Raw genomic sequence first — 19,708 nt, 5'->3', positions numbered from 1 at the left:
GCGCTGTCGCGCAGGTCTCCCTCATGGCGAGGTGTGACCTTCGTTCCCGGTTCAGCGTCAGGAGCCCGCGGGTGTTGGACGCTGGGGTGACGTTGACGCGACGCATGGTGTCGGCTGTCTCTATCGGGAGACGAGGCCGAGGTCTTCGCGTGCCGCCTTGTCGGCTGCGTTGGCGTCCGCTGCTGCCCACATGGTCTTGGTGTCTTCAGCGGATCCGAGGGGCGCGGCCGGGATGACTTCTCCCTCGGTGGGGATGTGCAGGTTCGGTATGCCGGCGGCGATTCCTGCCGCTCGCCGCATCGGATGGTCGATCGAGCCGCTTGCCTCGCGCTGCGCGTCCAGGTTGTCGATCATGAACTCGGCGGGCCAGCGTTCGGGGCGGACGGCGACGAGGACGCCAGCGTCGTGCAGGGCACCGATGAGGTCGGCGGTGTCTTTCCACTGTGCGATGTCGCGCTCGAGCTGGAGGTAGGCGTCGGAGTGACCGAGCCGGGCGGCGTCTCCGACATTCATGACGCCCTGAGGGATGGTCGCTGCTGCGGTGACGATGCGGTGGGCGAGGGTGTCGAATGCCGGTCGCATGATGTCGAGGATTGGTGCGCGTCGGAATCGGCGGAGCGCGTCACCGCGTGCGAAGTCTGCTGCGCGGGTGAGCAGAACGGAGACGCGGGCGCGGTGGTCGGGGTTGTCGGCGTAGGCGTAGTGATCGGCGTAGGTGAGTACAGCGTCCGTGTCGTCGAGATCGTCGGCGATGCCGATCTTGCGTGCCGCGATGTTGATGTCGGTTGCGGCGTTGGCGTGCTGTGCCCTGATGCTGAGTAGACGGTCGACGCGTTCGTTCGCGCTGTGGACGGCGGGGAACTCTTTGGCGATGTTCACGCCAAGGTCTTCGAGAGTGTTGAGCCAACCGATCATGTCCATGTGGTTGGACTCGTTGGGCTCGTATCCGATGAGGTCTGGGGTCTTCATGTTGATCTCCTGGGTGGATGGTTAGTGGCTGAGGGCTTGGGTGACGATGTCTTCGGCGTCGCGGTCGCCGTTGACGATGTGGTCGACGATCTCCGCGGCGGTGAGTTCGCGAGGCTCGGCGAGCACACCTTTGAGCTCTGCGGCGTGGGCCTCGAGCTGCTCGCGGGTGTCTCCGCGGAGGACAGCCGCGGGAATCCCGTATCGGTCTGCGATCTCGGATCGGGTCTGTTCGGTGTCGGTCATGGGGGTGCCTTTCGCTAGGGATGGCGTGCGGACTGGGGGGCTTCGGACATCTCGCGGATGTCGACGCGAAACCGGCCTGCGTCGAGTGGGTTGATGCGGACGTCCCAACCGGCTTCGATCAGGCGGGCGAGGTCCGCGATCGCGTCGTTTCGGAGGTAGATGGGGCGGCATGTCCATTCCCACGCGCCCGATTCGCGTTGCACGATGCGAGCGCCGGCGACCCATCGGACACGGCGCATGTCGAGGACATCGACGGGACCGCCGTACTCGGGTGGCCATCCCTGCACCACGGTCTTCGTCAGTCCTCCGATTCGGCGTGCGGTGGGCGCGGAGCTAGTCGCGGCCACGGCGAGGCTCCGTCCGGTCGACCGGAACCTCTAAGGCGTCTTCGGACCGCAGCTGCTCGTAGTAGCGCGCGAGTTCTCTCGCGTGAGCCTCGGGGTCGTTCCATGTGCGTGCGAGCGCGTCGAAGTTCTGGGGCTTCGGGGCGTTGATTGTCTTCATTTGGAATCTCCTCTCGGGTCGGTCTCAGTTGACTGATTCGAAGTTGTCCACAGGGTCTAGTGAGGTGCTCGCGTTGGTGCCCATTTCTCCTGCGCCTTGTTCCTTGTGGTTCCTTCCTTCTCCTAGGGGGTAGGGATCTCCTACCCCTAGAAGCAGGGATTTCCTACCTTCTAGGGGTAGGGATTCCCTACCGGCTAGGGGTAGGGATTTCCTGCCCCTAGAAGCCTCGTTCCGCTTCCGAAACTCATCGGTGGCACGGGTCTGATCGACATCGAGGGTGAGTGCGAATTCGGTGCGGCCGGCGTATCGGCTGCCCATCCGCAGCCGCCGGATAGCCTGCAGCTTGACGAGCCCAGAGACCGCCTGTTTCACCGCGCTGAAAGCCGCGTTACGCTCCAACTCGATCTCGGCATGTTCGGGGTCATCCGGGTGAACTTCGTCACGCACACGACGTCCGAGAGTGATCGAGGACGCCTCACGTGAGTCGAAGTACCGGGGTGGGCTGTCTTGATCGAGCGCGGTCAGAGACATGCCGACGAGAAGCCGGAACTCGTTGGGTTTCAGTGGCACGTCAACGGCGTACGCGATGGCCTTCGCTACAAGTCGTGCTCCCATGGACACCGCCTCTGCTGGGGTCGTGGCGGAAAGGGGTGTGCCCCGCAGCGGCCGGGCTGCGGGGCACACGATTAGGGGAGTTCAAGCGTCCAGTTCTCGGAGATGCTCGTCGACCTCGGGCCGGCGGCGGATCATCTTGTCGGGTTCAACGAGATGATCCGCAGGTGAGTGGTCTGACTCAGATCGGAAGTCGCGCTCGAACTCGATCCACGCGGTCTTCATGTCGATGAGGTCGACAATGAGCTGATCGAAGTAGACCTCGTTCCCCCGGTCTACCGAGACGGCGAAGTCCTCCTGCCAGTACACGTACGGGCGTCCCTCGGAGATGACGAGGTCGTACTCAATGATCTGACCGTGGCGGGACCGCTTGTGGTACTGCGCGTCGATCGCGTCGTCGTCCTTCGAGTGATCGACCTGGCACCAGGTGTGGACGGTGCACGGGGCGAACGATTCCGCGGCGTCGCGCAGAACTTCCTGGCCGGTCATGCTGCTGCCTGCCGTCCGGTCGAGACGGACACGAAGGTCATGACCTTCTTCGGGCTTTTCCCGGAGATCATCTCCTCCACGACGTCCTCGACACCGACGCATACGACGTCGGTGTGGCGGGTGTAGAACGTCCGCGACCCCACATGGCAGTACTTCGGAAACTTCACGGTCGCGCCGGGCTTCTGGCACCAGTCGTCACCGTCACACTTGCTGGCGGCGTGGACCCGGAAGCGATCCATGGTCTCCGACCATTCGTGCTCGACCCACACAAGGTGACAGGGCGTCCCGGGGGTCACCTCGCGGTCGTCGTCGACGTCGAAGTAGTAGAGGCGGTAGATCGGGACGTCCATGAACTCGGCGTCCTGGACGATGGTCTCGAGGATGCTCTTCTGCTCGCCCCGGAGGTCGGCGATCTTGTGCTCGAGGTTCATGAGCGTCTCGACGCGAGGCGTCGCTTTCTGTACAGTAGTCATGAGAGTTTGTTGCCTTTCCTGGTGACTTCGCCTCCGTCTCCGGCTGCTACCGGAGCGGGGGCTTTCTTTTTGTGTGCGCGGATGTTCGACCGTCCGCGGCGGGTGATCGAGAACTGCAAGTGCGGCACGACTGCGTCGATAAGCACGTCCTTCCTGATTAGAAAAAGCGGGTTGCCCTGGGCATCAACGACTCGAAGGTCGTCGGCTCGGGATAGAGCGAGGATGTTCTGGACTGCGGCTTGGCCAGTCGGGTCGGAGTACCAGAGCCTCCCGAGTAGAGATCCGTTCGGGCCCGAAGCAACCGAACGCGCGTCGTCTGGTGGCATCTACCCGGCCTTCGCGAATGCGGCTTCGATGAAGTCGTCCACGTCCGATTCCCGGAACATGCGTCGCCCGGCGATCTTCGCCGATCTCGGCGCGGTTCCCTGGTGGAGCATCCACCGCAAGCCGTTCTCGGTGGTGCTCAGCCGCGTCGCGGCTTGAGCTACCGTCAGGAGCTTTGTTGGCATCTCTGTCCTCTCATTTCTGCGAGCATCTGCTCCCAGTATCGGGACGGTGGGGGTCGTTGTCAACCGTGGGACCTGATTGCTTTCAGAATTGAGAACTGGCATCCTGGGAGCATGGCCGATCTTCCCTTCTCCGTCGATGCCGCTTTCGGCTCGCGACTTCGTTTCCTGCGTGAGGAACGCGAGTGGACTCAAGCGCAGCTGGTCGACAAGATGCGCGCGGGGGGCATTGATTACATGAACACTTCGACCCTCTCTCGCATAGAGATGGGTGGGCGTCCTGTTCGTCTCAGCGAGGCGCGGGCGGTTGCTCGGATCTTTCAGGTGACGATCGAGGCCATGACTTCGGAATCAGAGTCCTTGGCGATCGTTCAGGCGCGGCATCGTGCGGCGCGCGAGGAATTCGTGAGATTCAGGCAGGCGGCCGAGAACGTCGCGAGATGGCAAGTGAAGATGCCGGAACTCGTCGATACTCTCGACGAGATCATCGACGAGGCCGACTCTGACGAGACGCTGTTGAAGGAGCTCGAGATGCTCACCCTCAACGTGAACAACTTCGAGGCGATCAACCTGGCAGAAGAAGCCCAGGCCATCGTCGATCAGGTTAGGGCTGGATTTGAACTGAACGAGACGACGAAAGCCGGCCGGTTCCTGAACTCATCTGCCACCCGGCGCAGTCGTGGCTAGCTTGCGGCAGCGCCCCAATGGGTCCTGGCGCGCCCGCTACCGCGACGATTCGGGGCGGGAACACGCGCGTCACTTCGAGCTCAAACGGGACGCCCAGCGGTGGCTAGACGAGGTCACGGCCGCAATGGTGACCGGTCAGTACGTCGACCCTCGCGCCGGCCGTGAGACATGGTCGGTGTGGGTGAAAGCGTGGATGGGTCGTCAGTCGTGGGCGGATGGCACGGTGGAGGCCGCTACGACCGCCGTCGAGTCGGTGTCGTGGGTCGACCAGTCAATCCGGTCAGTGAAGCCCTCACACGTGCAGGGATGGGTTTCCGGGGAGATCAAGCGAGGGCTCGCCGCCAATACCGTAAAGACCCGCCTGAACTACGTGCAGATGGCTTTCCGCGCCGCGGTGAGCGATCGAGTCATCCCCGACAATCCGGCGTCGGGCGTGAAAGCACCGAGATCTCGGCGTCAGGACGCGGCGATGAAGCTGCTGTCCGTCGCTCAGTCTCGCGCCGCTCTCGACGTCGCGGGCGACTTCGGACCGTTCATCGCGGTGTGCCTATTTGCCGGTCTGCGGCTCGGTGAGGCTGCGGGCCTCGAGCTAGGTGACGTCAACTTCCTCGCTCGGTCGATCCGCGTAGCGCGTCAGGTCCAGGGTTCGACGATTAAAACGACACGTGTCGTCCCCCCGAAGTATGGGTCGGAGCGGACGATCTACGTCCCGGATGCGTTGATCGAGACTCTCGCGGCACACGTTTCTGACGGCCGGATTACCGAGCCGGGGGAGACCCTGTTCGCGAACCCTCTCGGGCAGATGTGGAACCGGAACAGCGCGGGCGAACAATGGCGGCGCATTCGGACGGCGGCGAAGCTCGGGGACGATGTGACGCTACACGCGCTGCGTCACACGTTCGCATCGAACCTGATCGCATCGGGCTGCGACGTCGTCACCGTGCAGCGGGCTCTCGGGCACTCGCAACCGTCCATAACCCTGAACGTGTACTCCCACCTGTGGCCAACTGCCGAGGACCGCACTCGAGCTGCAACCGCGGACTTCATGTCTCAGGTTGCTGCCGATGCGGACTCTCAGCGGACTGGTATCGGAAAACCCCAGGTCAGAGGACTCGCTCAGCGGTAGTTGATGAACTGCAGGTCGAGGTCGAGGTCGGCGGCCTTCAGCACGCGGATGACCTCCTGCAGGTCGTCGCGGCTCTTGGACTGCACGCGCAGCTCGTCGCCCTGGATCTGCGACTTGACGCCCTTCGGGCCCTCGTCGCGAATGATCTTGCCGATCTTCTTCGCGTTCTCCGACGAGATGCCGTCCTTCAGCGTCGACGTGATGCGGTACTCCTTGCCGCTCGGCGTCGGCTCGCCGCTCTCGAGGCTCTTCAGCGAGATACCGCGCTTGATGAGCTTCGACTGGAAGACGTCGAGCACCGCGTTCGCGCGCTCCTCGGTGCCGGCCTTGATGAGCACCGCTTCGCCGCTCCACTCGATGGAGGCGCCGGTGCCCTTGAAGTCGTAGCGCTGCTCGACCTCTTTGCGGGCCTGGTTGAGGGCGTTCTCCGCCTCCTGGTGGTCGACCTTACTGACGATGTCGAAAGAGGAATCAGCCATGGAGCGAGTTTAGCCGCGGCTCTTCGAGAGCGGCGGATGCGGCGGCCTGCCGTCGCTCGCAGTCAGACCTTGCCCACCGCCCAGCGGAAGGCGTTGCGCAGCAGGTAGCCGTCCGCGGTGCGGAAGGGAGCAGCCGCCTCGACGATCGTCGCGCGGAAGAAGTCGAGGGTCGCGGCGTCTTCGCCGAGCAGGATGCCGCGGACGAGGGTCTCATCGTCGCGCGCGGTCCACGGCGCCTCGACCACGCCGGAGGAGACGACGCGGAGGCCGGCCTCAGTGAACGCGGCCTCGAGTCCTCCCGCGGGGCGGAGGGGTCCGTCGGGGAGGGGGTCGGATTCGTCGGCCTCCGCCACCGCGCGCTCGATCACGTCGACGTCGTTCCGCGCCCCTTCCGCCCAGTTCGCGACGGCGATGCGTCCTCCTGGCGCCAGCACGCGCGCGAACTCGCGGAGCGCCGCGGTCGTGTCGTCGGCGAAGTGGAGGGCATTCACCGCCGTGACCACGTCGAAGGTTCCGTCGGCGAACGGGAGGTGCGCAGCATCCGCGTCGCGCACGTCGAGACCCCGGCTGCGCGCCAGTTCGCGCATGCCGCGCGCGGGGTCGACACCCGTGGCCTGCGCACCCGCGTCGCGCGCGGTGAGCAGCAACTCGCCGCCGCCGCACCCCACGTCGAGCACGCGCGCGCCCGGGCCGATTCCGGCCGCGGCGATGATGGCGGCGTGCGCCGGTCGGGCGGCGTCGGCCCACAACTCCGACCAGCCGGCGGCCACGTCAGACCAGCCCCCGGCATCCGCGTCGTCGACCACCCGCCCACCCTACGGTCTGCCCACGACCGCCCGCGCAGCGCCAGCCCGAGGCCCGGCGCTCGCTGCCCGGCGGTTCGCTGCCGCGTGCGCCCGTGCGCCTGTGCGCCCCTGCGCCTGTGCCCCTGTGCGCCCGTGCAGCGCCCGTACTCAGGATGGTTGCGCCCCGGACCGCTGCGGATCCCCGCGAAATCGAGGTCTGGGGCGGGCGCCGGCGGTAACGAGCCTGAGTTCGTGCAGCCGGGGAGCGGAAGCGCGGCGGCGAGGCGGGCGGGCCGGCCCACGGCGTGGAGCCGAGTGCCGGGAGCGGTTCGTCGACCGGAGGCGGCCCGGGGCCCGGCCGCCGGCGCCTGTCGCCCGCCGCTGCGCCTGTCGCCCGCCGGCGCCTGTCGGCCGCCGCTGCGCCCGTACTCAGGATGGTTGCGCCCCGGACCGCTGCGGATCCCCGCAAAACCGGCGTCTGGGGCGGGCGCCGGCGGGAACGAGCCTGAGTTCGTGCAGGCGGAGGAAGGGAACCGGGCGGGCGCGGCGGCCCACGGCGTGGGGCCGAGCGCCGGGGGTGGCCCGGGCTGTGAGTCGTGCTCCGCGCCACAACTCAGGAAGAAGCGGGGGCGGTGCGTCGCGTTCCGCGTCTTTCCGGGGTGGGAGGGCGGTGGCGATGGCAACGATCCTGAGTTCGGGCGGAAGGAGGGGGAAGAGGGGGACGGAGGGCGGAAGGAGGGGGGAAGAGGGGGGAGGGAGGGGGCGCGGGGCGCGCGCCGGCCCGGGTGGCGGAGGGGATTCGTAGACTGGTGGCCGTGCGAGCCCTGACCGAAGAAGAAGTACGCGATTCGTTCGTGAACGCGACGACCGACGAGCGCCGGGTCGCCGCGGTGCCCATCGACTTCCTGCTGCTGGATTGGGACCACCTCGATTTCCTCGCGTGGCGCGACCCGCACACCCGGGGTCGCGGCTACATAGTGATGGAACACGAGGGCGAGCCGGTCGGCGTCGTCCTGCGGGGTGCGGAGGGCTCGTCTCGCGCGAGATCGGCGATGTGCAACCTGTGCCACACGATGCAGCCCGCCGATCAGGTGTCGCTGTTCAGCGCGCGCAAGGCCGGACGCGCCGGCGTCGCCGGCGACAGCATCGGCACCTACATCTGCGCCGATCTCTCGTGCCATGAGAACGTGCGGCTGGCGATGCCGCTCGCCCCGAGCGAGGTGCGCGCGAGCGTCGACCGCCGCATCGACGGCACCCGGCGCCGCACCGAGGCGTTCGTCGAGCGCGTGCTGGAGCCCGCCGGCGCCGACGCCTCCTGACCCGCACCCCGGTTGCCGACGTGGTTCTGAGCAGGTCGCGCGGCAGAGTAATATGGTTTCTCGCGCCTCCGGTCGACTGAGAAAGCCGGGCGGGTGCGCACCTGGCGAGTTACCCAAGCGGCCAAAGGGATCTGACTGTAAATCAGACTGCATTGCATTCGGGGGTTCGAATCCCTCACTCGCCACCGAACGAACAAGGGCACCCCTCGTGGGTGCCCTTCTTCGTTCACCGGACGCAGCGGCGGGGGCGGTGCGGCAGGCCGGATGCTGCGCATCACCCGGCGGCCGGTACCCTCGGTGAGCAGCCGCACAGTCCGTGCGACGCAGCATGAGGAGAAGCGCACATGTCGGTCGGATTGCTCGCCGTTGTCGATGACATCCTGACCGCGGCGCTGAAGGCGAGTGCGAAGACCGCGGGCGTGGTCATCGACGACGCCGCCGTGACGCCGCAGTACGTGCAGGGCATCACGCCGGCGCGCGAGTTGCCCGTGGTCTGGAAGATCGCCCTCGGCAGCCTCATCAACAAGTTCGTCATCATCATCCCGATCGCGCTGCTGCTGTCGGCCTTCGCGCCGTGGGTGCTTCCCTTCCTGCTCATCATCGGCGGCGGGTTCCTCTGCTTCGAGGGGGCGGAGAAGGTGCTCGAGTGGTTCGGGGTCTCACACGGCCACGCCGACGACGGCCCCCGTGACGAGAAGAAGCTCGTGCTCGGCGCGGTGCGCACCGACCTCATCCTCAGCACCGAGATCATGCTCATCGCGCTCTCGAGCCTCGACCCCGGCTTCGGCACGTGGATGACGCTCGGAGCGCTCGTCGTCATCGGCCTCGGAATGACGCTCCTCGTCTACGGCGCCGTCGCCCTCCTCGTGAAGATCGACGACATCGGGCTCCGGCTCATGAAGAGTCCGGCTCGGCGAGTCCGTCGTGCCGGAGCACGCGTCGTGGCCGCGATGCCCGCGGTGTTCCGCGTCATCAGCGTCATCGGCACGGTGGCGATGCTCTGGGTCGGTGGCCACCTTCTCATCGCGAATCTCGCCGAGACCTTCTGGCACGGGCCCTACGACGTGATCCACGCGATCACGCACACGATCGAGGCCGCGGGTGCGGTGGTGCTGTGGATCGTCGACACCGCCCTGTCGGCGGTCTTCGGTCTCGCCGTCGGTCTCGTCATCGTCGCGATCATCACGGGTATCTCCCGCCTCGGCCGTCGACGCGCTCCCGCCGACGCGGCGCACTGACGATCTAGTAGTCCTCGATCGGCTGGTCGGGGAAGTAGGTCTGATCGAGCAGCCACGTCGACTTCTCTGTGCCGTCGACGGCGACGAAGGGGATGAGCACCCACCGGCCGACGTACTCGCTGCCGTCGTCTGTGGTGAACGTGATGTCCTGGTAGTCGATGATCGTGCCGTTGGATTCGACCGTCTTCGCGGCGTAAGCCGTCGCCGTGAAACGCGTGTCGGTCGTGTACGGGGGTCCGGTGGCGTTGCTGCGGTGCGCCTCGAGTTCGGCGTCGAAGATGGTCGACAGGCCCTCGCCTTCCACCCGCAGGAACGCCGCGCTGAGGTACTTGATGCCCTCGGTCGCGTCGTGCAGCTGGGCGCCCGTCTTCGGATCGATGCGGAACTGGTAGTCCGCCTCGTCGAGCACATAGACGAAATGGTCGACGATCTGCTGCGGGTTGCTGCTCGCTGACGGTGCGACGAAGCCCGGTCGCCCCGCTCCGAGCACTTGCGCGTGCTCGTCCCGGCGGCTGTCGATGCGGTAGTCGACGTACTGCAGTCGGTCCTGAGACGGCAGCGCGTTGAACGCCTGCCACGGCAGGGCCGCGTAGCTCGTGATGACGGCGGGAGCCGCATCCTGCGTCACCTCGGGCTCGGGCGCCGTGGCGACCGGAGACGCACTCGCCGTCGGCCTCACCTGGGCCGGAACCGTGCACCCGGCGAGCGAGACCGCGAGAGCGACGACGCAGGTCGCGGCGAGGAGGGGAGTGCGCATGGTCTCCCCAACCTGCCCCGGCCCGGGCTCGGCGTCAAGCGGGCCGGGTGCTGCTCCCGTGCGCCCGGCGGAGTGCCGCCGAGGCCACGGCGACCACCGTTCCGATCGCGACGCCGATGATCGTGTCGACCACACGGTCGCGAAGGAGCACGTCGGCGGGCGTCGGCGACGCGAGCGACACCATGAGCAGGGCCAGCGGGGTCACGAACACCATCGCGATTCCGTAGTTGCGACCGATGAACAGCTCGGCCGCGGTCTGCAGCAGCACGACGATCGCGATCACCGCGAGTGGGGGCAGCGCGAGACCGAGGACGGCGGCGGCGACGAGAACTCCGAGCAGTGTTCCGAGCAGGCGCTGGATGCCGCGGATCACACGCGCCGACGTGCGGGCCCCGCTCACGGCGGCGACGGCGCCGACCATCGCCCAGTACCAGTGCGACCCCACGATGAGGAGCGCGGCGATCCCGGCCGCGAGCGTGGCGATGCCGACGGTGAGCGTCATCTCCCACGCGACCGCGCCCACGGTCTGGCGTTCCCTCCCGCCCGTGACGGGTGCGCGGCGAAGGGCGAGCGCAACGGTCGAGGTGACCGCGAGGGAGAACAGCACGCTGAGTGAGGCGACCCCCAGCACCGAGAGGAACGACGACGCGGTGGCGGGAATGGTGGCGCAGGCGCCGGTGGCGAACACCGGGAACAGGGCGCCCGGTGGGTGCCATCTCAGCGCGTAGCTGAGCAGCGTCACCCCCGAGGCGATCGCCGCGACGACGACGACGCTGACGACGGCGGGGGCGCCGATCACCGACAGGGTCGTTCCGCAGAGCATCGCCGCGATCATCATGGCGCCGGCGCCCGCCTGCATGCGAATGCGATCGCGGAACGGATCGTGGCGGCCGTAGAGCGAGGCGAAGGCTCCGAAGCTCGCGTAGATGCTGAGATCGAGTCGCCCGATACCCCACAGCACGAGGAGGGGCACGGCGATGCTGACCGCCGCGCGGAAAGCGGCTCGGTGGTCGCCCTGATGGGGTGCGACACGGAGGACGCCGGTCCACACGCGTCCTCGGGAGTCTTTCACCGACCCAGCCTAGGCGCGGGCCTCGCGCGGTCGGGCGGTGCGCTCCCACTCGCCAGGAAATGACGAAGACCCCCGGCTCATGGTCGAGGGTCTTCGTGAGGGGGCGAACTCAGCGCGGTTGCTCGGAGGCGATGAGTTCGGCGATATCGATCGGTTCGGTGGGCAGGTCCGCGAAGTGCATGCTGCGATTGTGCGGGGTGCGCGAGGGCGTACGGCGGCCGTTGCGGTGGTGCCCGGAAACCGCTAGGTGCGGTCACACGATGCGACCGGCGTCGAGGCGCACCACCCGGTCGGCCGCGGCGAGCACCGCCGGGTCGTGCGAGACGCACACCACTGCCGCGCCGCGGTCGGCCTCCGAGCGCATGGCGGCCCGGATGAGCGTGCCGCTTTCGGCGTCGAGCCCGGTGGTCGGCTCGTCGAGCAGCACCAGGTCGGCGCCGCGGGCGAGGCCCTGCGCGAGCAGCGCCCGCTGGCGCTGCCCTCCCGAGAGCGAGGCGAACGGATGCTGCGACAGGCCCTCGATCGCGAGCCGCCGAAGGGCTTCGTCGATGGCCGCGCGGGCCGCCGCATCCGGTCTGCGCCAGGGGCCGAGCGCACCCCAGGTGCCCACCACGACGACGTCGCGCACCGATACCGGCAGGCGGTCGGACGCCGTCGTGCGCTGCGGGACGAAAGTCATGGTGCCCCGAACGGCGCGCTCGCCGGACGACGGCGGGCGGGTGCCCGCGAGAACCTCGATCAGCGTGGATTTGCCGGCGCCGTTCGGCCCCGCGATCGCCGTGATCGCGCCGGGGGCGATGTCGAGGTCGACGTGGCAGAGGGCTTCGCGGCCGCCGAAGACGACGTGCACGGCGCGCAGTCGGGCGACGTGCTCGGTGAGCGTGGGGAGGAGAGGCATTCGCCCATCATATGAGTTTGAGAATCGTTCTCAATAAAGCTACGGTCGTGACTCGTGACTGTTCCGACCGACGCGCTCCTCGCGCCCTTAGCCCTCGACTTCGTGCAGCGCGCCTTCGCCGGCGGAGCCCTCGTCGCGATCCTCTGCGGCATCGTCGGCACGTGGGTGATCGTGCGCGGCATGGCCTTCCTCGGTGAGGCGCTCGCCCACGGCATGCTGCCCGGCGTGGCCCTCGCGACCGTGCTCGGGGCCCCGGTGCTCGTGGGCGGGGCTCTCAGCGCTGTCGCGATGAGTCTCGGCATCGCCGCCGTCCAGCGCCGCGGCAAACTGTCGTACGACACGAGCATCGGCCTGCTCTTCGTCGCCATGCTCGCCCTCGGAGTGATCGTCATCTCGCACTCGGGCAGCTTCGCCACCGATGCGACGTCGATCCTCTTCGGCGACATCCTCGCGATCGCACCGGTCGACCTGGCGCTGCTGGCCGGCGCGACCGTCGTCGGCCTGATCGTCGCCGCGGCGTTCCATCGTTCTCTCGTCGCCCTCGCGCTCGACCCCCGGGTCGCCGCGGTGCTGGGGCTGCGCCCCCGCCTCGCTCAGGCGGTGCTCGTCGGGCTCGTCACCCTCGCCGTCGTCGCCTCGTACCAGGCTGTCGGGTCGCTGCTCGTCGTCGGGTTGCTGCTGGCCCCCGCCGTCGCCGCGAGTCCGTGGACCACGCGCATCCCCACGCGGATGCTGCTCGCCGCCGCCCTCGGGGTCGTCGCCGTGTTCGCGGGGTTGCTCGTGTCGTGGCACGCAGCCACGGCGGCGGGCGCCTCGATCGCCGCCGCCGCCATCGCGTTCGCGGCGCTGTCGGGCGTCGCTCGTGCCGCCGTCGACGCGATGCGCTCGCGGGGTGCCCGCCCGCGTCGAGCCGGAGTCGACGCCCACCGGACGGGTGCGCTCGCGTGATCGGCGCAGCATCCGTCATCCCCTCCCGAAAGGACCCCGTGCGCTCCCGCATCGTTCCCCTCGCCCTCGCCCTCGTCGGCTCTCTCGCCCTCGCCTCCTGCGCGGGCGCCGCGCCCGGGAAGCCGGCCTCGACCGAGACCGGCGACGGCCACGGCGAGATCGCCGGCGCCGTCGAGCTCGCGGAGCCCGCCCTCGGGCTCACCTCCGTCGCCGCCGACGGTGCCGTGCGCCACCTCGACCTGCTCGACGAGAGCGTCACCGACCTCGGCTCCACCGCGCCGCCGGTCGGCATGACGACCGACGGGCGATACCTGTTCGTCGAGACGGCCGACGGGGTGCAGATCGTCGACAGCGGCGTGTGGACCTGGGACCACGTCGACCACTTCCACTATTACCGCGCCGAACCTCGCCTGCTCGGTACCGTCGAGGGGGAGGGGCCGGTCACCGTCGCCACGACGAACTCGTCAACGACCGGCGGCACGGGCCTGTTCTTCGCGGGCTCGGGCGAGTCGGTGCTGCTCGACACCGAGGCGTTGTCGAAGGGCGAGATCGTCGAGCGGTTCCGCGACGACGACGGCGGTCTCGTGGTGCCGGTCGGCTCGTTCGCCCTCGTGGCGCGGGGTGACGAGGTCGCCGTGCGGTCGGCCGACGGTGCGCCCACCGGCGAGAGTGCGGCGTGCGTCGACCCCCGGGGCACCATCACGACCCGCGTCGGCGCGGTGGTCGGATGCGGCGACGGCGCGCTTCTCGCCACCGCCGCCACAGGCGGGGTGGCGATCGAACGCATCCCCTACCCGCAGGGAACGACCGCGCCCCGCGCCGAGGCGTTCGCGAACCGCGAGGGGCGGCCGACCGTCGCCGCGCTCGCCGGCGACAGCGCCGTCTGGCTGCTCGACACCCGCGCGCGCGAGTGGACGCTGCTGACCGCACCCGCGCCGCTCGCCGCGGTGACCGCGGTCGACGACGCCGACGGGCACGTGCTCGCGCTCGCCAAGGACGGACGGATGCTGGTGCTCGAGGCCGCGACGGGCGCGCAGCTCGCCGCGACCGAACCCCTCGTCGCCGACTCGCTCTCGACGGGGGCCGCGCCCGTGCTGATCGCCGACCAGCAGCGCGCCTACCTCAGCGCGCCGTCCGAGCACCGGATGTTCGAGATCGACTTCGCCGACGGCGCGCGCCTCGCCCGCACGTTCGAGACGGCCTCGGCCCCGGCGTTCGTCGCGGAGACGGGGCGATGACCGTGCGTCGGATGGGCGCGCTCGCCGCCGTCGCCCTGCTGGCCGTCCTCTCCGCGTGCGCGCCGGGTGGCGGCGCAGACCGGCCGCTCGTCGTGGTGTCGACGAACATCCTCGGCGACGTCGTCGGCGAACTCGTCGGGGACCAGGGCGAGGTGCTCACCCTGATGAAGCCGAACGCCGACCCGCACTCGTTCGAGATCTCGGCGCAGGAGGCGGCCCGCGTGCGCTCGGCCGACCTCGTCGTCTCGAACGGCCTCGGGCTCGAGGAGGGGCTGCAGCAGCACCTCGATGCGGCCGCCGCCGACGGTGTGCCGACCTTCGTCGCCGGCGACGCGATCGACGTGCTCGCCTACGCCGGAGCCGACGCGCACGGCACGCCCGACTCGCACTTCTGGACCGACCCCGCCCGCATGATCGACGTCGTCGACGCCCTCGAACCCGCGCTCGCCCAGATCGACGGGATGGATGCGGCGGCCCTCGCCGTGCGCGCCGAGGCCTACCGGGCACAGCTCGAACAGCTGGACGCCGAGATGGCGGAGGCGTTCGCGGCGATCCCCGACGAGCGGCGGGCGCTGGTGACCAATCACCACGTGTTCGGCTACCTCGCCGATCGGTTCGACTTCGCCGTGATCGGGGCCGTGATCCCCGGCGGCACGACGCTGGCCGCGCCCAGTGCGTCCGACCTCGCCGACCTGGTCGAGGCCGTCGAGCAGACCGGCGTGCCCGCCATCTTCGCGGAATCGTCGTCGCCCGACCGGCTGGTGCAGGCCCTCGCGAGCGAGGCCGACGTGCACGTCGACGTCGTCGAGCTCTTCACCGAGTCGCTCACCGAGCCGGAGGGCGCCGCCCCCGACTACCTGACCATGATGCGCGTCAACACGCAGCGCATCGCCGGCGGACTCTCGCCCTGAGAATCCGCACACCGAGAGAAAGAGAAGCATCCATGCACCTCCCCACCGCACGAAGAATCGGCCTGACGGCCGTCGCGCTCGGCGCCGCCGTGACGCTGGCGGCCTGCTCGACGCCGACCGCGAGCGGCCCCGGCGCGGCCTCCAGCGCTACCCCCGAGGCGGGCGCGCGCGTCGCCGTCGCGTACGAGGGCGGCATCCTCGTTCTCGACGGTGACACCCTCGAGACCGTCGCCGATCTCACCAGCGAGGAGTTCACCCGCCTGAACCCGGCCGGCGACGGCCGGCACGTGATGGTCACGATGAGCGAGGGCTTCCAGGTGCTCGACACCGGTGCGGGTTCGACCGATCAGGCCGAGCTGACCGACCGGGTGTTCGCGGCAGACAAGCCCGGTCACGTCGTGCGCCACGGCGGCAAGACGATCCTGTACGCCGACGGGACGAGCGACACGACCGTGTTCGACACCGCCGAGCTCGCAGCATCCGACGCCCTTCCCGAGGTCGAGACGATCGCGGGCGTCGACGCGCACCACGGTGTGTCGCTCGTGCTGGAGGACGGCACGTTGCTCACCACGGTCGGGGACGCCGACGGGCGCACCGGCATCATCGCGAAGGACGCGTCGGGCGCCACCGTGGCCGAGAGCGCCGACTGCCCGGGCGTGCACGGCGAGGGCACCGCGGTGAACGAGGCCGTGGTCTTCGGCTGCGAGGACGGCGCGCTGCTGTACCGCGACGGCGAGATCACGAAGCTCACCGCGCCCGACCAGCCGTACGGCCGGATGGGCAATGCGTACGTCAGCGAGACGAGCCCGCTCGTCGTCGGCGACTACAAGAACGACCCCGACGCGGAGGGATACCTGCTGCACGCGGTGACGCTGATCGACACCGACGCCGGCACCTACGAGGTCGTCGACCTGCCCGAGGGCGTCGAGTACACCTTCCGCGACGTCGCGCGCGGCCCCGGCGACCTCGCCTACATCCTGTCGGCCGACGGATCGATCCACGTGCTCGACCCCGCCACCGGCGAGATCACCGACGCGTTCCCTGTCGTCGAGCCCTGGGACGGCCCCGCCGAGTGGCAGGACGCGCACCCGGCGATCGTGGTCGCGGGCGACATCGCCTACGTGACGGAGCCCGCCGCGAACGCCGTGCACGCGGTCGATCTCACCACCGGCGAGATCGTCGCGACGGGCGAGCTCGCGGTGACGCCGAACGAGATCGCGGTGGCCGCGGGCTGACGCCCCTTCGGCCGGGGGCATCCCCGTCGCGAGCGGCGCGTCGCTCCCGGCCGTTCGGGGCCCGTGGTGCCCAGAATCCAGGAAGGAACGCGGTCGGCGGTCGGCGTGCGCGTCGTCGCAGCCGTTTCTTCCTGGGTTCTGAGCGCGAAGCGACGGCGCGTCGTCTCCTCCCCAGGCGACGTTCGCGCGCCGGACTTCACGGATGCCGTGCGGCACCGGTCGCGGAACGAGGCGCGTGACAGGATGGGAGCGATTCCCTCGCGGAGGAGGACACTATGACCGCTCCCCACTCACCGTCCCCGTACTCGGGGCAGCCCGCTCCAGCGGCCGACCAGGGCGCACCGCGCCCACAGCTTCTGCGCTGGGCGATATGGGTGGCGATCTTCGCGCTCATCGCCGCGGCCGTCGTCTGCGTCATCTGGGTGCTCGTCGGCCCCGAGAACGGGTTGATCGGCCGGGCGTTCCTCACGATCCTGCTGCTCGCCGCGTTCGCCGGCGTGGCGATCCTCGAGACGCATCTCGCCCCGCGCCGCCCCGACTGGTTTGCCCTGACGAGCATGGTCGTCTGGGTCGTGACGCTGCTGCTCGGAGCATTCCTCATCTGGATGCCCGTCGACCCCTTCGACTACACGGGCGGCTTCGGGCGCTTCGTATCGTTCCTCGCGATCATCCTCGTGCTGCAGCTCGCCGTGCTCCACGTCCGGCTGTTCGCCAAGGCGATGGCGCGCAACCGCACCGCCTTCACCCGCGCCACCGGTTTGGTCACCATCGGCCTCGTCGCCGTCCTCGCGGTGCTGCTCGTGCTGCCGCTCACCTTCCACGAGTTCATCGACTTCCGCGACCTCTACTGGCGCATCGTCGTCGCCGTGACGATCCTCGCTGCCGTCGGCACCGCGCTGGTGCCGCTCGTGAACGCGCTGTTCGCCCCCAAGCGCGAGCGGCCGGTGCCCGACGCGTCGGGGTACGCGCCGGTCGCGCAGGCGCCCGGGTACGCCCCCGGCTACCCGCAGCAGCAGACCCCGGGGTACGCGCACCCCGCGCAGCCTGCGGCGCAGCCGTGGCCGACCTACGCCGACGGGGTCACCCCGCTCCCGGTGTTGCCCGACGGCTCGCCCGACTGGAACGCGTACTACACCGGCCAGCCGAGCCAGCCCGCGCCGCAGCATCCGCCGGTCGAGCAGAAGCAGGCTCCTCAGCCGCCCGCCCCGCCGGCCGGCTACCAGGGCTTCCCGCCGCCGCCCCCGATGCCCCCGAGCTGAACGCCGTCGACCGTTGCCCCGTTCCGGGCCCACCGCTGAGCGGGAGGTCCGGAACGGGGCACCTCGCGTGTGGGCGTCAGGCGCCCAGCAGCTCTAGGGCGGCCATCGCCGCGTTGTGACCGCCGACGCCGCTCACCGCGCCGCCGCGACGGGCCGATGACCCGCACAGCAGTACACGTTCGTGTCCGCTCTCGACGCCCCAGCGGGCTGCCGGGCGGTCGAGATCGGCGCCGTCGTCGGCCCACGGCCACGAGAGCGGGCCGTGGAAGATGTCGCCCCCGACCATTCCGAGCGACCGTTCGAGGTCAGCGGTCGTGCGCGCCTCGATGCACGGGCTGCCGTCGGGCGCCTCGTAGACGACGTCGGCGATCGGCTCGGCCAGCACCGAGTCGAGCGAGCGCTGCGCTGCGGCCAGCAGCGCGGCGCGGCTCGCCGCGGCATCCGTTCCCTCGACCAGTCGGTGCGGAACCTGCAGTCCGAACAGGGTCAGGGTCTGAGCGCCCTCGGCGCGCAGCTCGGGGCCGAGGATCGAAGGGTCGGTGATGGAGTGGCAGTAGATCTCGGCCGGAAGCGGTGACGGTACGCGACCGGCCACGGCCTGGGCGTAGGCCGTGTCGAGCTGGGTCATCGTCTCGTTCACGTGGAACGTGCCGGCGAACGCCGCCTCGGGGGCGACCGTCGCGTCGTGCAGCCGAGGAAGTCGCCGCAGCAGCATGTTCACCTTGACCTGCGCCCCCTCGGCGACCGGGGGTGCGGGAGTCGGCGGGGGAGTGACGTGGGCGGCGGCGCCCGCGGCCAGCAGGCGTTCGAGCACGTCGCGCCCGACGCCGCTGAGCACGAGGCGTCCGCGCAGAACCTCGGGATCGCGGCCGTCGACGTGCACCTCGCCGTCGGGGGTCACCGACGTCACGTCGGCGTTCACCCGCACCTCGGCACCGGCCTCGCGCGCGGCGCGTTCGAGCTCGGCCGAGACGCGTCCCATGCCGCCGACGGGTACGTCCCAGTCGCCCGTGCCGCCCCCGATCACGTGGTACAGGAAGCATCGGTTCTGGTCGAGGGAGGGGTCGTCGGCCGACGCGAAGGTGCCGATGAGCCCGTCGGTGAGGGCAATGCCGCGGGCGAGGTCCGACTCGAGCGAGCGCCGCAGCACGGTGCCCAACGGGCGTTCGACGACGTCGGTCCACAGGGCGTCGTCACCCAGCCGCTCGCGCATGGCCGTCGCCGTGGTGAGGGGTTCGGTCATCGACGGGAACACCGCGCGCGCCAGCGGCCCCATCCGCGACGTGAACGCCGCGTAGCGGGCGGCCTCGTCGGGGTCGCTCACGGTGCGGGCGAACGAGGCCTCGGTGGCCGCCGCATCCGCCGTGTCGACGAGGATGCCGCGGCCCGGGTCGGCCGGGTCGGGCGTGTACGACGAGAACCGTCGGCGCCGCAGGTCGATGCGCAGGCCGAGGTCGTCGATGATGCGGCGGGGGAGCAGGCTCACGAGGTACGAGTAGCGCGACAGCGACGCATCCACGCCCGCCCACGGGCGCTCCGACACCGCCGCTCCGCCGACTGCACTGAGGCGCTCGAGCACGACGACGCTGCGCCCCGCCCGTGCCAGGTACGCGGCGGCGACGAGCGCATTGTGGCCCCCTCCGACGATGACCACGTCGTGCGTGCGGGCGAAGGGTGCGCGGCTCATGCCTCCACGGTACCCACCGTGCCGCGTCGGTCCACGGCTTGCGAGGCGCCCGTCGGTCGTGCAGGCGGCGCGGGGCGGCTCCGACCCGCGCTGCTCGCGCGCTTCTCGACCGTACTCAGGATGGATGCGCGCTCCGCCCCCGCGATGCCCGCCATTCCGCGGTCGGAACTCCGGGACGATCGGCTGATCCTGAGTTCGTGCAGCGCGCCCGCGACCGCGCAGGCCTCAGGTCGCCAGGCCCGGGCTGACGTGGTCCGGGGGCGTTGCTACGTC

General features: G+C 69.7%; 23 protein-coding genes, 1 tRNA gene and 1 pseudogene. 11 read left to right on the top strand and 14 right to left on the bottom strand.

Features of this window, described 5'->3' with window-relative positions:
* Window positions 1–120: 120 nt before the first annotated feature.
* The 8 genes from ABTU82_RS04835 to ABTU82_RS04800 form a co-directional block, all read right to left on the bottom strand.
* Window positions 121–969 (bottom strand): hypothetical protein, encoded by an 849-nt coding sequence (locus ABTU82_RS04835; protein ID WP_407172078.1) that lies wholly within the window; start codon window positions 967–969, stop codon window positions 121–123.
* A gap of 21 nt (window positions 970–990) precedes the next feature.
* Window positions 991–1,212: a hypothetical protein gene (locus ABTU82_RS04830; RefSeq protein WP_407172076.1), complete on the bottom strand. Its 222-nt coding sequence runs from the start codon at window positions 1,210–1,212 to the stop codon at window positions 991–993.
* A gap of 14 nt (window positions 1,213–1,226) precedes the next feature.
* Window positions 1,227–1,502 (bottom strand): hypothetical protein, encoded by a 276-nt coding sequence (locus ABTU82_RS04825; RefSeq protein WP_407172074.1) that lies wholly within the window; start codon window positions 1,500–1,502, stop codon window positions 1,227–1,229.
* A gap of 43 nt (window positions 1,503–1,545) precedes the next feature.
* Window positions 1,546–1,716, bottom strand: a complete 171-nt coding sequence (locus ABTU82_RS04820) for a hypothetical protein (RefSeq protein ID WP_407172072.1) — start codon at window positions 1,714–1,716, stop codon at window positions 1,546–1,548.
* Window positions 1,717–1,740: 24 nt separating this feature from the next.
* The gene (locus ABTU82_RS04815) at window positions 1,741–2,331 is read right to left on the bottom strand and encodes a hypothetical protein (protein ID WP_407172070.1); all 591 of its coding nucleotides are present in this window, start codon (window positions 2,329–2,331) and stop codon (window positions 1,741–1,743) included.
* An 81-nt stretch (window positions 2,332–2,412) separates the two neighbouring features.
* Window positions 2,413–2,817: a hypothetical protein gene (locus ABTU82_RS04810; protein ID WP_407172068.1), complete on the bottom strand. Its 405-nt coding sequence runs from the start codon at window positions 2,815–2,817 to the stop codon at window positions 2,413–2,415.
* Window positions 2,814–3,290 carry a hypothetical protein gene (locus ABTU82_RS04805; RefSeq protein ID WP_407172066.1) on the bottom strand — a complete coding sequence of 159 codons (477 nt, stop codon included), beginning with the start codon at window positions 3,288–3,290 and terminating at the stop codon, window positions 2,814–2,816. Before ABTU82_RS04805 ends, ABTU82_RS04810 begins: the two co-directional genes overlap by 4 nt.
* Before the next feature lie 326 nt (window positions 3,291–3,616).
* Window positions 3,617–3,727, bottom strand: coding sequence for a hypothetical protein (locus ABTU82_RS04800; protein ID WP_407173291.1), 111 nt, complete (start codon window positions 3,725–3,727; stop codon window positions 3,617–3,619).
* A 183-nt stretch (window positions 3,728–3,910) separates the two neighbouring features.
* Here ABTU82_RS04800 and ABTU82_RS04795 point away from each other — a divergent pair, with 183 nt between their 5' ends.
* From ABTU82_RS04795 to ABTU82_RS04790, 3 genes and pseudogenes are all read left to right on the top strand, one after another.
* Window positions 3,911–4,483, top strand: coding sequence for a helix-turn-helix domain-containing protein (locus ABTU82_RS04795; RefSeq protein ID WP_407172064.1), 573 nt, complete (start codon window positions 3,911–3,913; stop codon window positions 4,481–4,483).
* Window positions 4,476–4,598, top strand: a pseudogene (locus ABTU82_RS16720) (site-specific integrase); the annotation flags it as partial. The gene ABTU82_RS04795 and the pseudogene ABTU82_RS16720, both read left to right, overlap by 8 nt.
* Before the next feature lie 12 nt (window positions 4,599–4,610).
* Window positions 4,611–5,609, top strand: a complete 999-nt coding sequence (locus ABTU82_RS04790; RefSeq protein ID WP_407172062.1) for a tyrosine-type recombinase/integrase — start codon at window positions 4,611–4,613, stop codon at window positions 5,607–5,609.
* On the opposite strand, the gene ABTU82_RS04785 is transcribed toward ABTU82_RS04790, so the two are convergent.
* Both ABTU82_RS04785 and ABTU82_RS04780 read right to left on the bottom strand, forming a co-directional pair.
* On the bottom strand, window positions 5,600–6,088 hold the full coding sequence (locus ABTU82_RS04785) for a YajQ family cyclic di-GMP-binding protein (protein ID WP_116648598.1): 489 nt from the start codon (window positions 6,086–6,088) through the stop codon (window positions 5,600–5,602). The genes ABTU82_RS04790 and ABTU82_RS04785 overlap by 10 nt on opposite strands.
* Window positions 6,089–6,150: 62 nt before the next feature.
* The gene (locus ABTU82_RS04780; protein ID WP_407172060.1) at window positions 6,151–6,894 is read right to left on the bottom strand and encodes a class I SAM-dependent methyltransferase; all 744 of its coding nucleotides are present in this window, start codon (window positions 6,892–6,894) and stop codon (window positions 6,151–6,153) included.
* A gap of 794 nt (window positions 6,895–7,688) precedes the next feature.
* Here ABTU82_RS04780 and ABTU82_RS04775 point away from each other — a divergent pair.
* The 3 genes from ABTU82_RS04775 (at window position 7,689) to ABTU82_RS04765 (ending at window position 9,430) form a co-directional block, all read left to right on the top strand.
* Complete coding sequence (locus ABTU82_RS04775; RefSeq protein WP_116648678.1) at window positions 7,689–8,192, top strand: FBP domain-containing protein; 504 nt, start codon at window positions 7,689–7,691, stop codon at window positions 8,190–8,192.
* Window positions 8,193–8,295: 103 nt separating this feature from the next.
* A tRNA-Tyr gene (locus tag ABTU82_RS04770) sits at window positions 8,296–8,377 on the top strand.
* Window positions 8,378–8,536: 159 nt separating this feature from the next.
* On the top strand, window positions 8,537–9,430 hold the full coding sequence (locus ABTU82_RS04765) for a DUF808 domain-containing protein (protein ID WP_407172057.1): 894 nt from the start codon (window positions 8,537–8,539) through the stop codon (window positions 9,428–9,430).
* Window positions 9,431–9,434: 4 nt separating this feature from the next.
* Here ABTU82_RS04765 and ABTU82_RS04760 read toward each other — a convergent pair whose 3' ends face one another.
* The 3 genes from ABTU82_RS04760 to aztA form a co-directional block, all read right to left on the bottom strand.
* A complete protein-coding gene (locus ABTU82_RS04760; RefSeq protein WP_407172055.1) occupies window positions 9,435–10,187 on the bottom strand; it encodes a hypothetical protein in 753 nt (250 codons plus the stop codon).
* A gap of 34 nt (window positions 10,188–10,221) precedes the next feature.
* Window positions 10,222–11,259 (bottom strand): FUSC family protein, encoded by a 1,038-nt coding sequence (locus ABTU82_RS04755; protein WP_407172053.1) that lies wholly within the window; start codon window positions 11,257–11,259, stop codon window positions 10,222–10,224.
* Between the two features lie 253 nt (window positions 11,260–11,512).
* On the bottom strand, window positions 11,513–12,157 hold the full coding sequence (aztA, locus tag ABTU82_RS04750; RefSeq protein ID WP_407172051.1) for a zinc ABC transporter ATP-binding protein AztA: 645 nt from the start codon (window positions 12,155–12,157) through the stop codon (window positions 11,513–11,515).
* Window positions 12,158–12,211: 54 nt separating this feature from the next.
* On the opposite strand from aztA, the gene aztB reads away from it, so the two are divergent.
* The 5 genes from aztB to ABTU82_RS04725 all read left to right on the top strand — a co-directional run bounded on the left by aztB (window position 12,212) and on the right by ABTU82_RS04725 (window position 17,748).
* Window positions 12,212–13,105, top strand: coding sequence for a zinc ABC transporter permease AztB (gene aztB / locus ABTU82_RS04745; RefSeq protein ID WP_407172049.1), 894 nt, complete (start codon window positions 12,212–12,214; stop codon window positions 13,103–13,105).
* 38 nt (window positions 13,106–13,143) lie between these two features.
* A complete protein-coding gene (locus tag ABTU82_RS04740; protein WP_407172047.1) occupies window positions 13,144–14,343 on the top strand; it encodes an ABC transporter in 1,200 nt (399 codons plus the stop codon).
* Window positions 14,340–15,254, top strand: a complete 915-nt coding sequence (gene aztC / locus ABTU82_RS04735; protein ID WP_407172045.1) for a zinc ABC transporter substrate-binding protein AztC — start codon at window positions 14,340–14,342, stop codon at window positions 15,252–15,254. The genes ABTU82_RS04740 and aztC overlap by 4 nt, the downstream gene beginning before the upstream one ends.
* Before the next feature lie 32 nt (window positions 15,255–15,286).
* Complete coding sequence (aztD, locus tag ABTU82_RS04730; protein ID WP_407172043.1) at window positions 15,287–16,489, top strand: zinc metallochaperone AztD; 1,203 nt, start codon at window positions 15,287–15,289, stop codon at window positions 16,487–16,489.
* A gap of 275 nt (window positions 16,490–16,764) precedes the next feature.
* Window positions 16,765–17,748, top strand: a complete 984-nt coding sequence (locus ABTU82_RS04725; RefSeq protein ID WP_407172041.1) for a hypothetical protein — start codon at window positions 16,765–16,767, stop codon at window positions 17,746–17,748.
* A gap of 76 nt (window positions 17,749–17,824) precedes the next feature.
* Here ABTU82_RS04725 and ABTU82_RS04720 read toward each other — a convergent pair whose 3' ends face one another.
* Window positions 17,825–19,435: a phytoene desaturase family protein gene (locus ABTU82_RS04720; RefSeq protein ID WP_407172039.1), complete on the bottom strand. Its 1,611-nt coding sequence runs from the start codon at window positions 19,433–19,435 to the stop codon at window positions 17,825–17,827.
* Window positions 19,436–19,708 lie beyond the last annotated feature (273 nt).

Origin of the sequence: Microbacterium deferens, assembly GCF_045517775.1 — a bacterium.
GTDB lineage: Bacteria > Actinomycetota > Actinomycetes > Actinomycetales > Microbacteriaceae > Microbacterium.
Note: the sequence above shows the minus strand (reverse complement) of the source record. Positions and strands in the feature narration are given on the sequence as shown.

What these genes read in the sequence shown, in the direction of transcription:
- ABTU82_RS04720 (WP_407172039.1), bottom strand. Translation starts at nt 19,435, where the DNA reads ATGAGCCGCGCACCCTTCGCCCGCACGCACGACGTGGTCATCGTCGGA.
- ABTU82_RS04835 (WP_407172078.1), bottom strand. Translation starts at nt 969, where the DNA reads ATGAAGACCCCAGACCTCATCGGATACGAGCCCAACGAGTCCAACCAC.
- ABTU82_RS04760 (WP_407172055.1), bottom strand. Translation starts at nt 10,187, where the DNA reads ATGCGCACTCCCCTCCTCGCCGCGACCTGCGTCGTCGCTCTCGCGGTC.
- ABTU82_RS04810 (WP_407172068.1), bottom strand. Translation starts at nt 2,817, where the DNA reads ATGACCGGCCAGGAAGTTCTGCGCGACGCCGCGGAATCGTTCGCCCCG.
- ABTU82_RS04800 (WP_407173291.1), bottom strand. Translation starts at nt 3,727, where the DNA reads ATGCTCCACCAGGGAACCGCGCCGAGATCGGCGAAGATCGCCGGGCGA.
- ABTU82_RS04725 (WP_407172041.1), top strand. Translation starts at nt 16,765, where the DNA reads ATGACCGCTCCCCACTCACCGTCCCCGTACTCGGGGCAGCCCGCTCCA.
- ABTU82_RS04820 (WP_407172072.1), bottom strand. Translation starts at nt 1,716, where the DNA reads ATGAAGACAATCAACGCCCCGAAGCCCCAGAACTTCGACGCGCTCGCA.
- ABTU82_RS04815 (WP_407172070.1), bottom strand. Translation starts at nt 2,331, where the DNA reads ATGGGAGCACGACTTGTAGCGAAGGCCATCGCGTACGCCGTTGACGTG.
- ABTU82_RS04830 (WP_407172076.1), bottom strand. Translation starts at nt 1,212, where the DNA reads ATGACCGACACCGAACAGACCCGATCCGAGATCGCAGACCGATACGGG.
- aztC (WP_407172045.1), top strand. Translation starts at nt 14,340, where the DNA reads ATGACCGTGCGTCGGATGGGCGCGCTCGCCGCCGTCGCCCTGCTGGCC.
- ABTU82_RS04765 (WP_407172057.1), top strand. Translation starts at nt 8,537, where the DNA reads ATGTCGGTCGGATTGCTCGCCGTTGTCGATGACATCCTGACCGCGGCG.
- ABTU82_RS04785 (WP_116648598.1), bottom strand. Translation starts at nt 6,088, where the DNA reads ATGGCTGATTCCTCTTTCGACATCGTCAGTAAGGTCGACCACCAGGAG.
- aztD (WP_407172043.1), top strand. Translation starts at nt 15,287, where the DNA reads ATGCACCTCCCCACCGCACGAAGAATCGGCCTGACGGCCGTCGCGCTC.
- ABTU82_RS04805 (WP_407172066.1), bottom strand. Translation starts at nt 3,290, where the DNA reads ATGACTACTGTACAGAAAGCGACGCCTCGCGTCGAGACGCTCATGAAC.
- aztA (WP_407172051.1), bottom strand. Translation starts at nt 12,157, where the DNA reads ATGCCTCTCCTCCCCACGCTCACCGAGCACGTCGCCCGACTGCGCGCC.
- ABTU82_RS04795 (WP_407172064.1), top strand. Translation starts at nt 3,911, where the DNA reads ATGGCCGATCTTCCCTTCTCCGTCGATGCCGCTTTCGGCTCGCGACTT.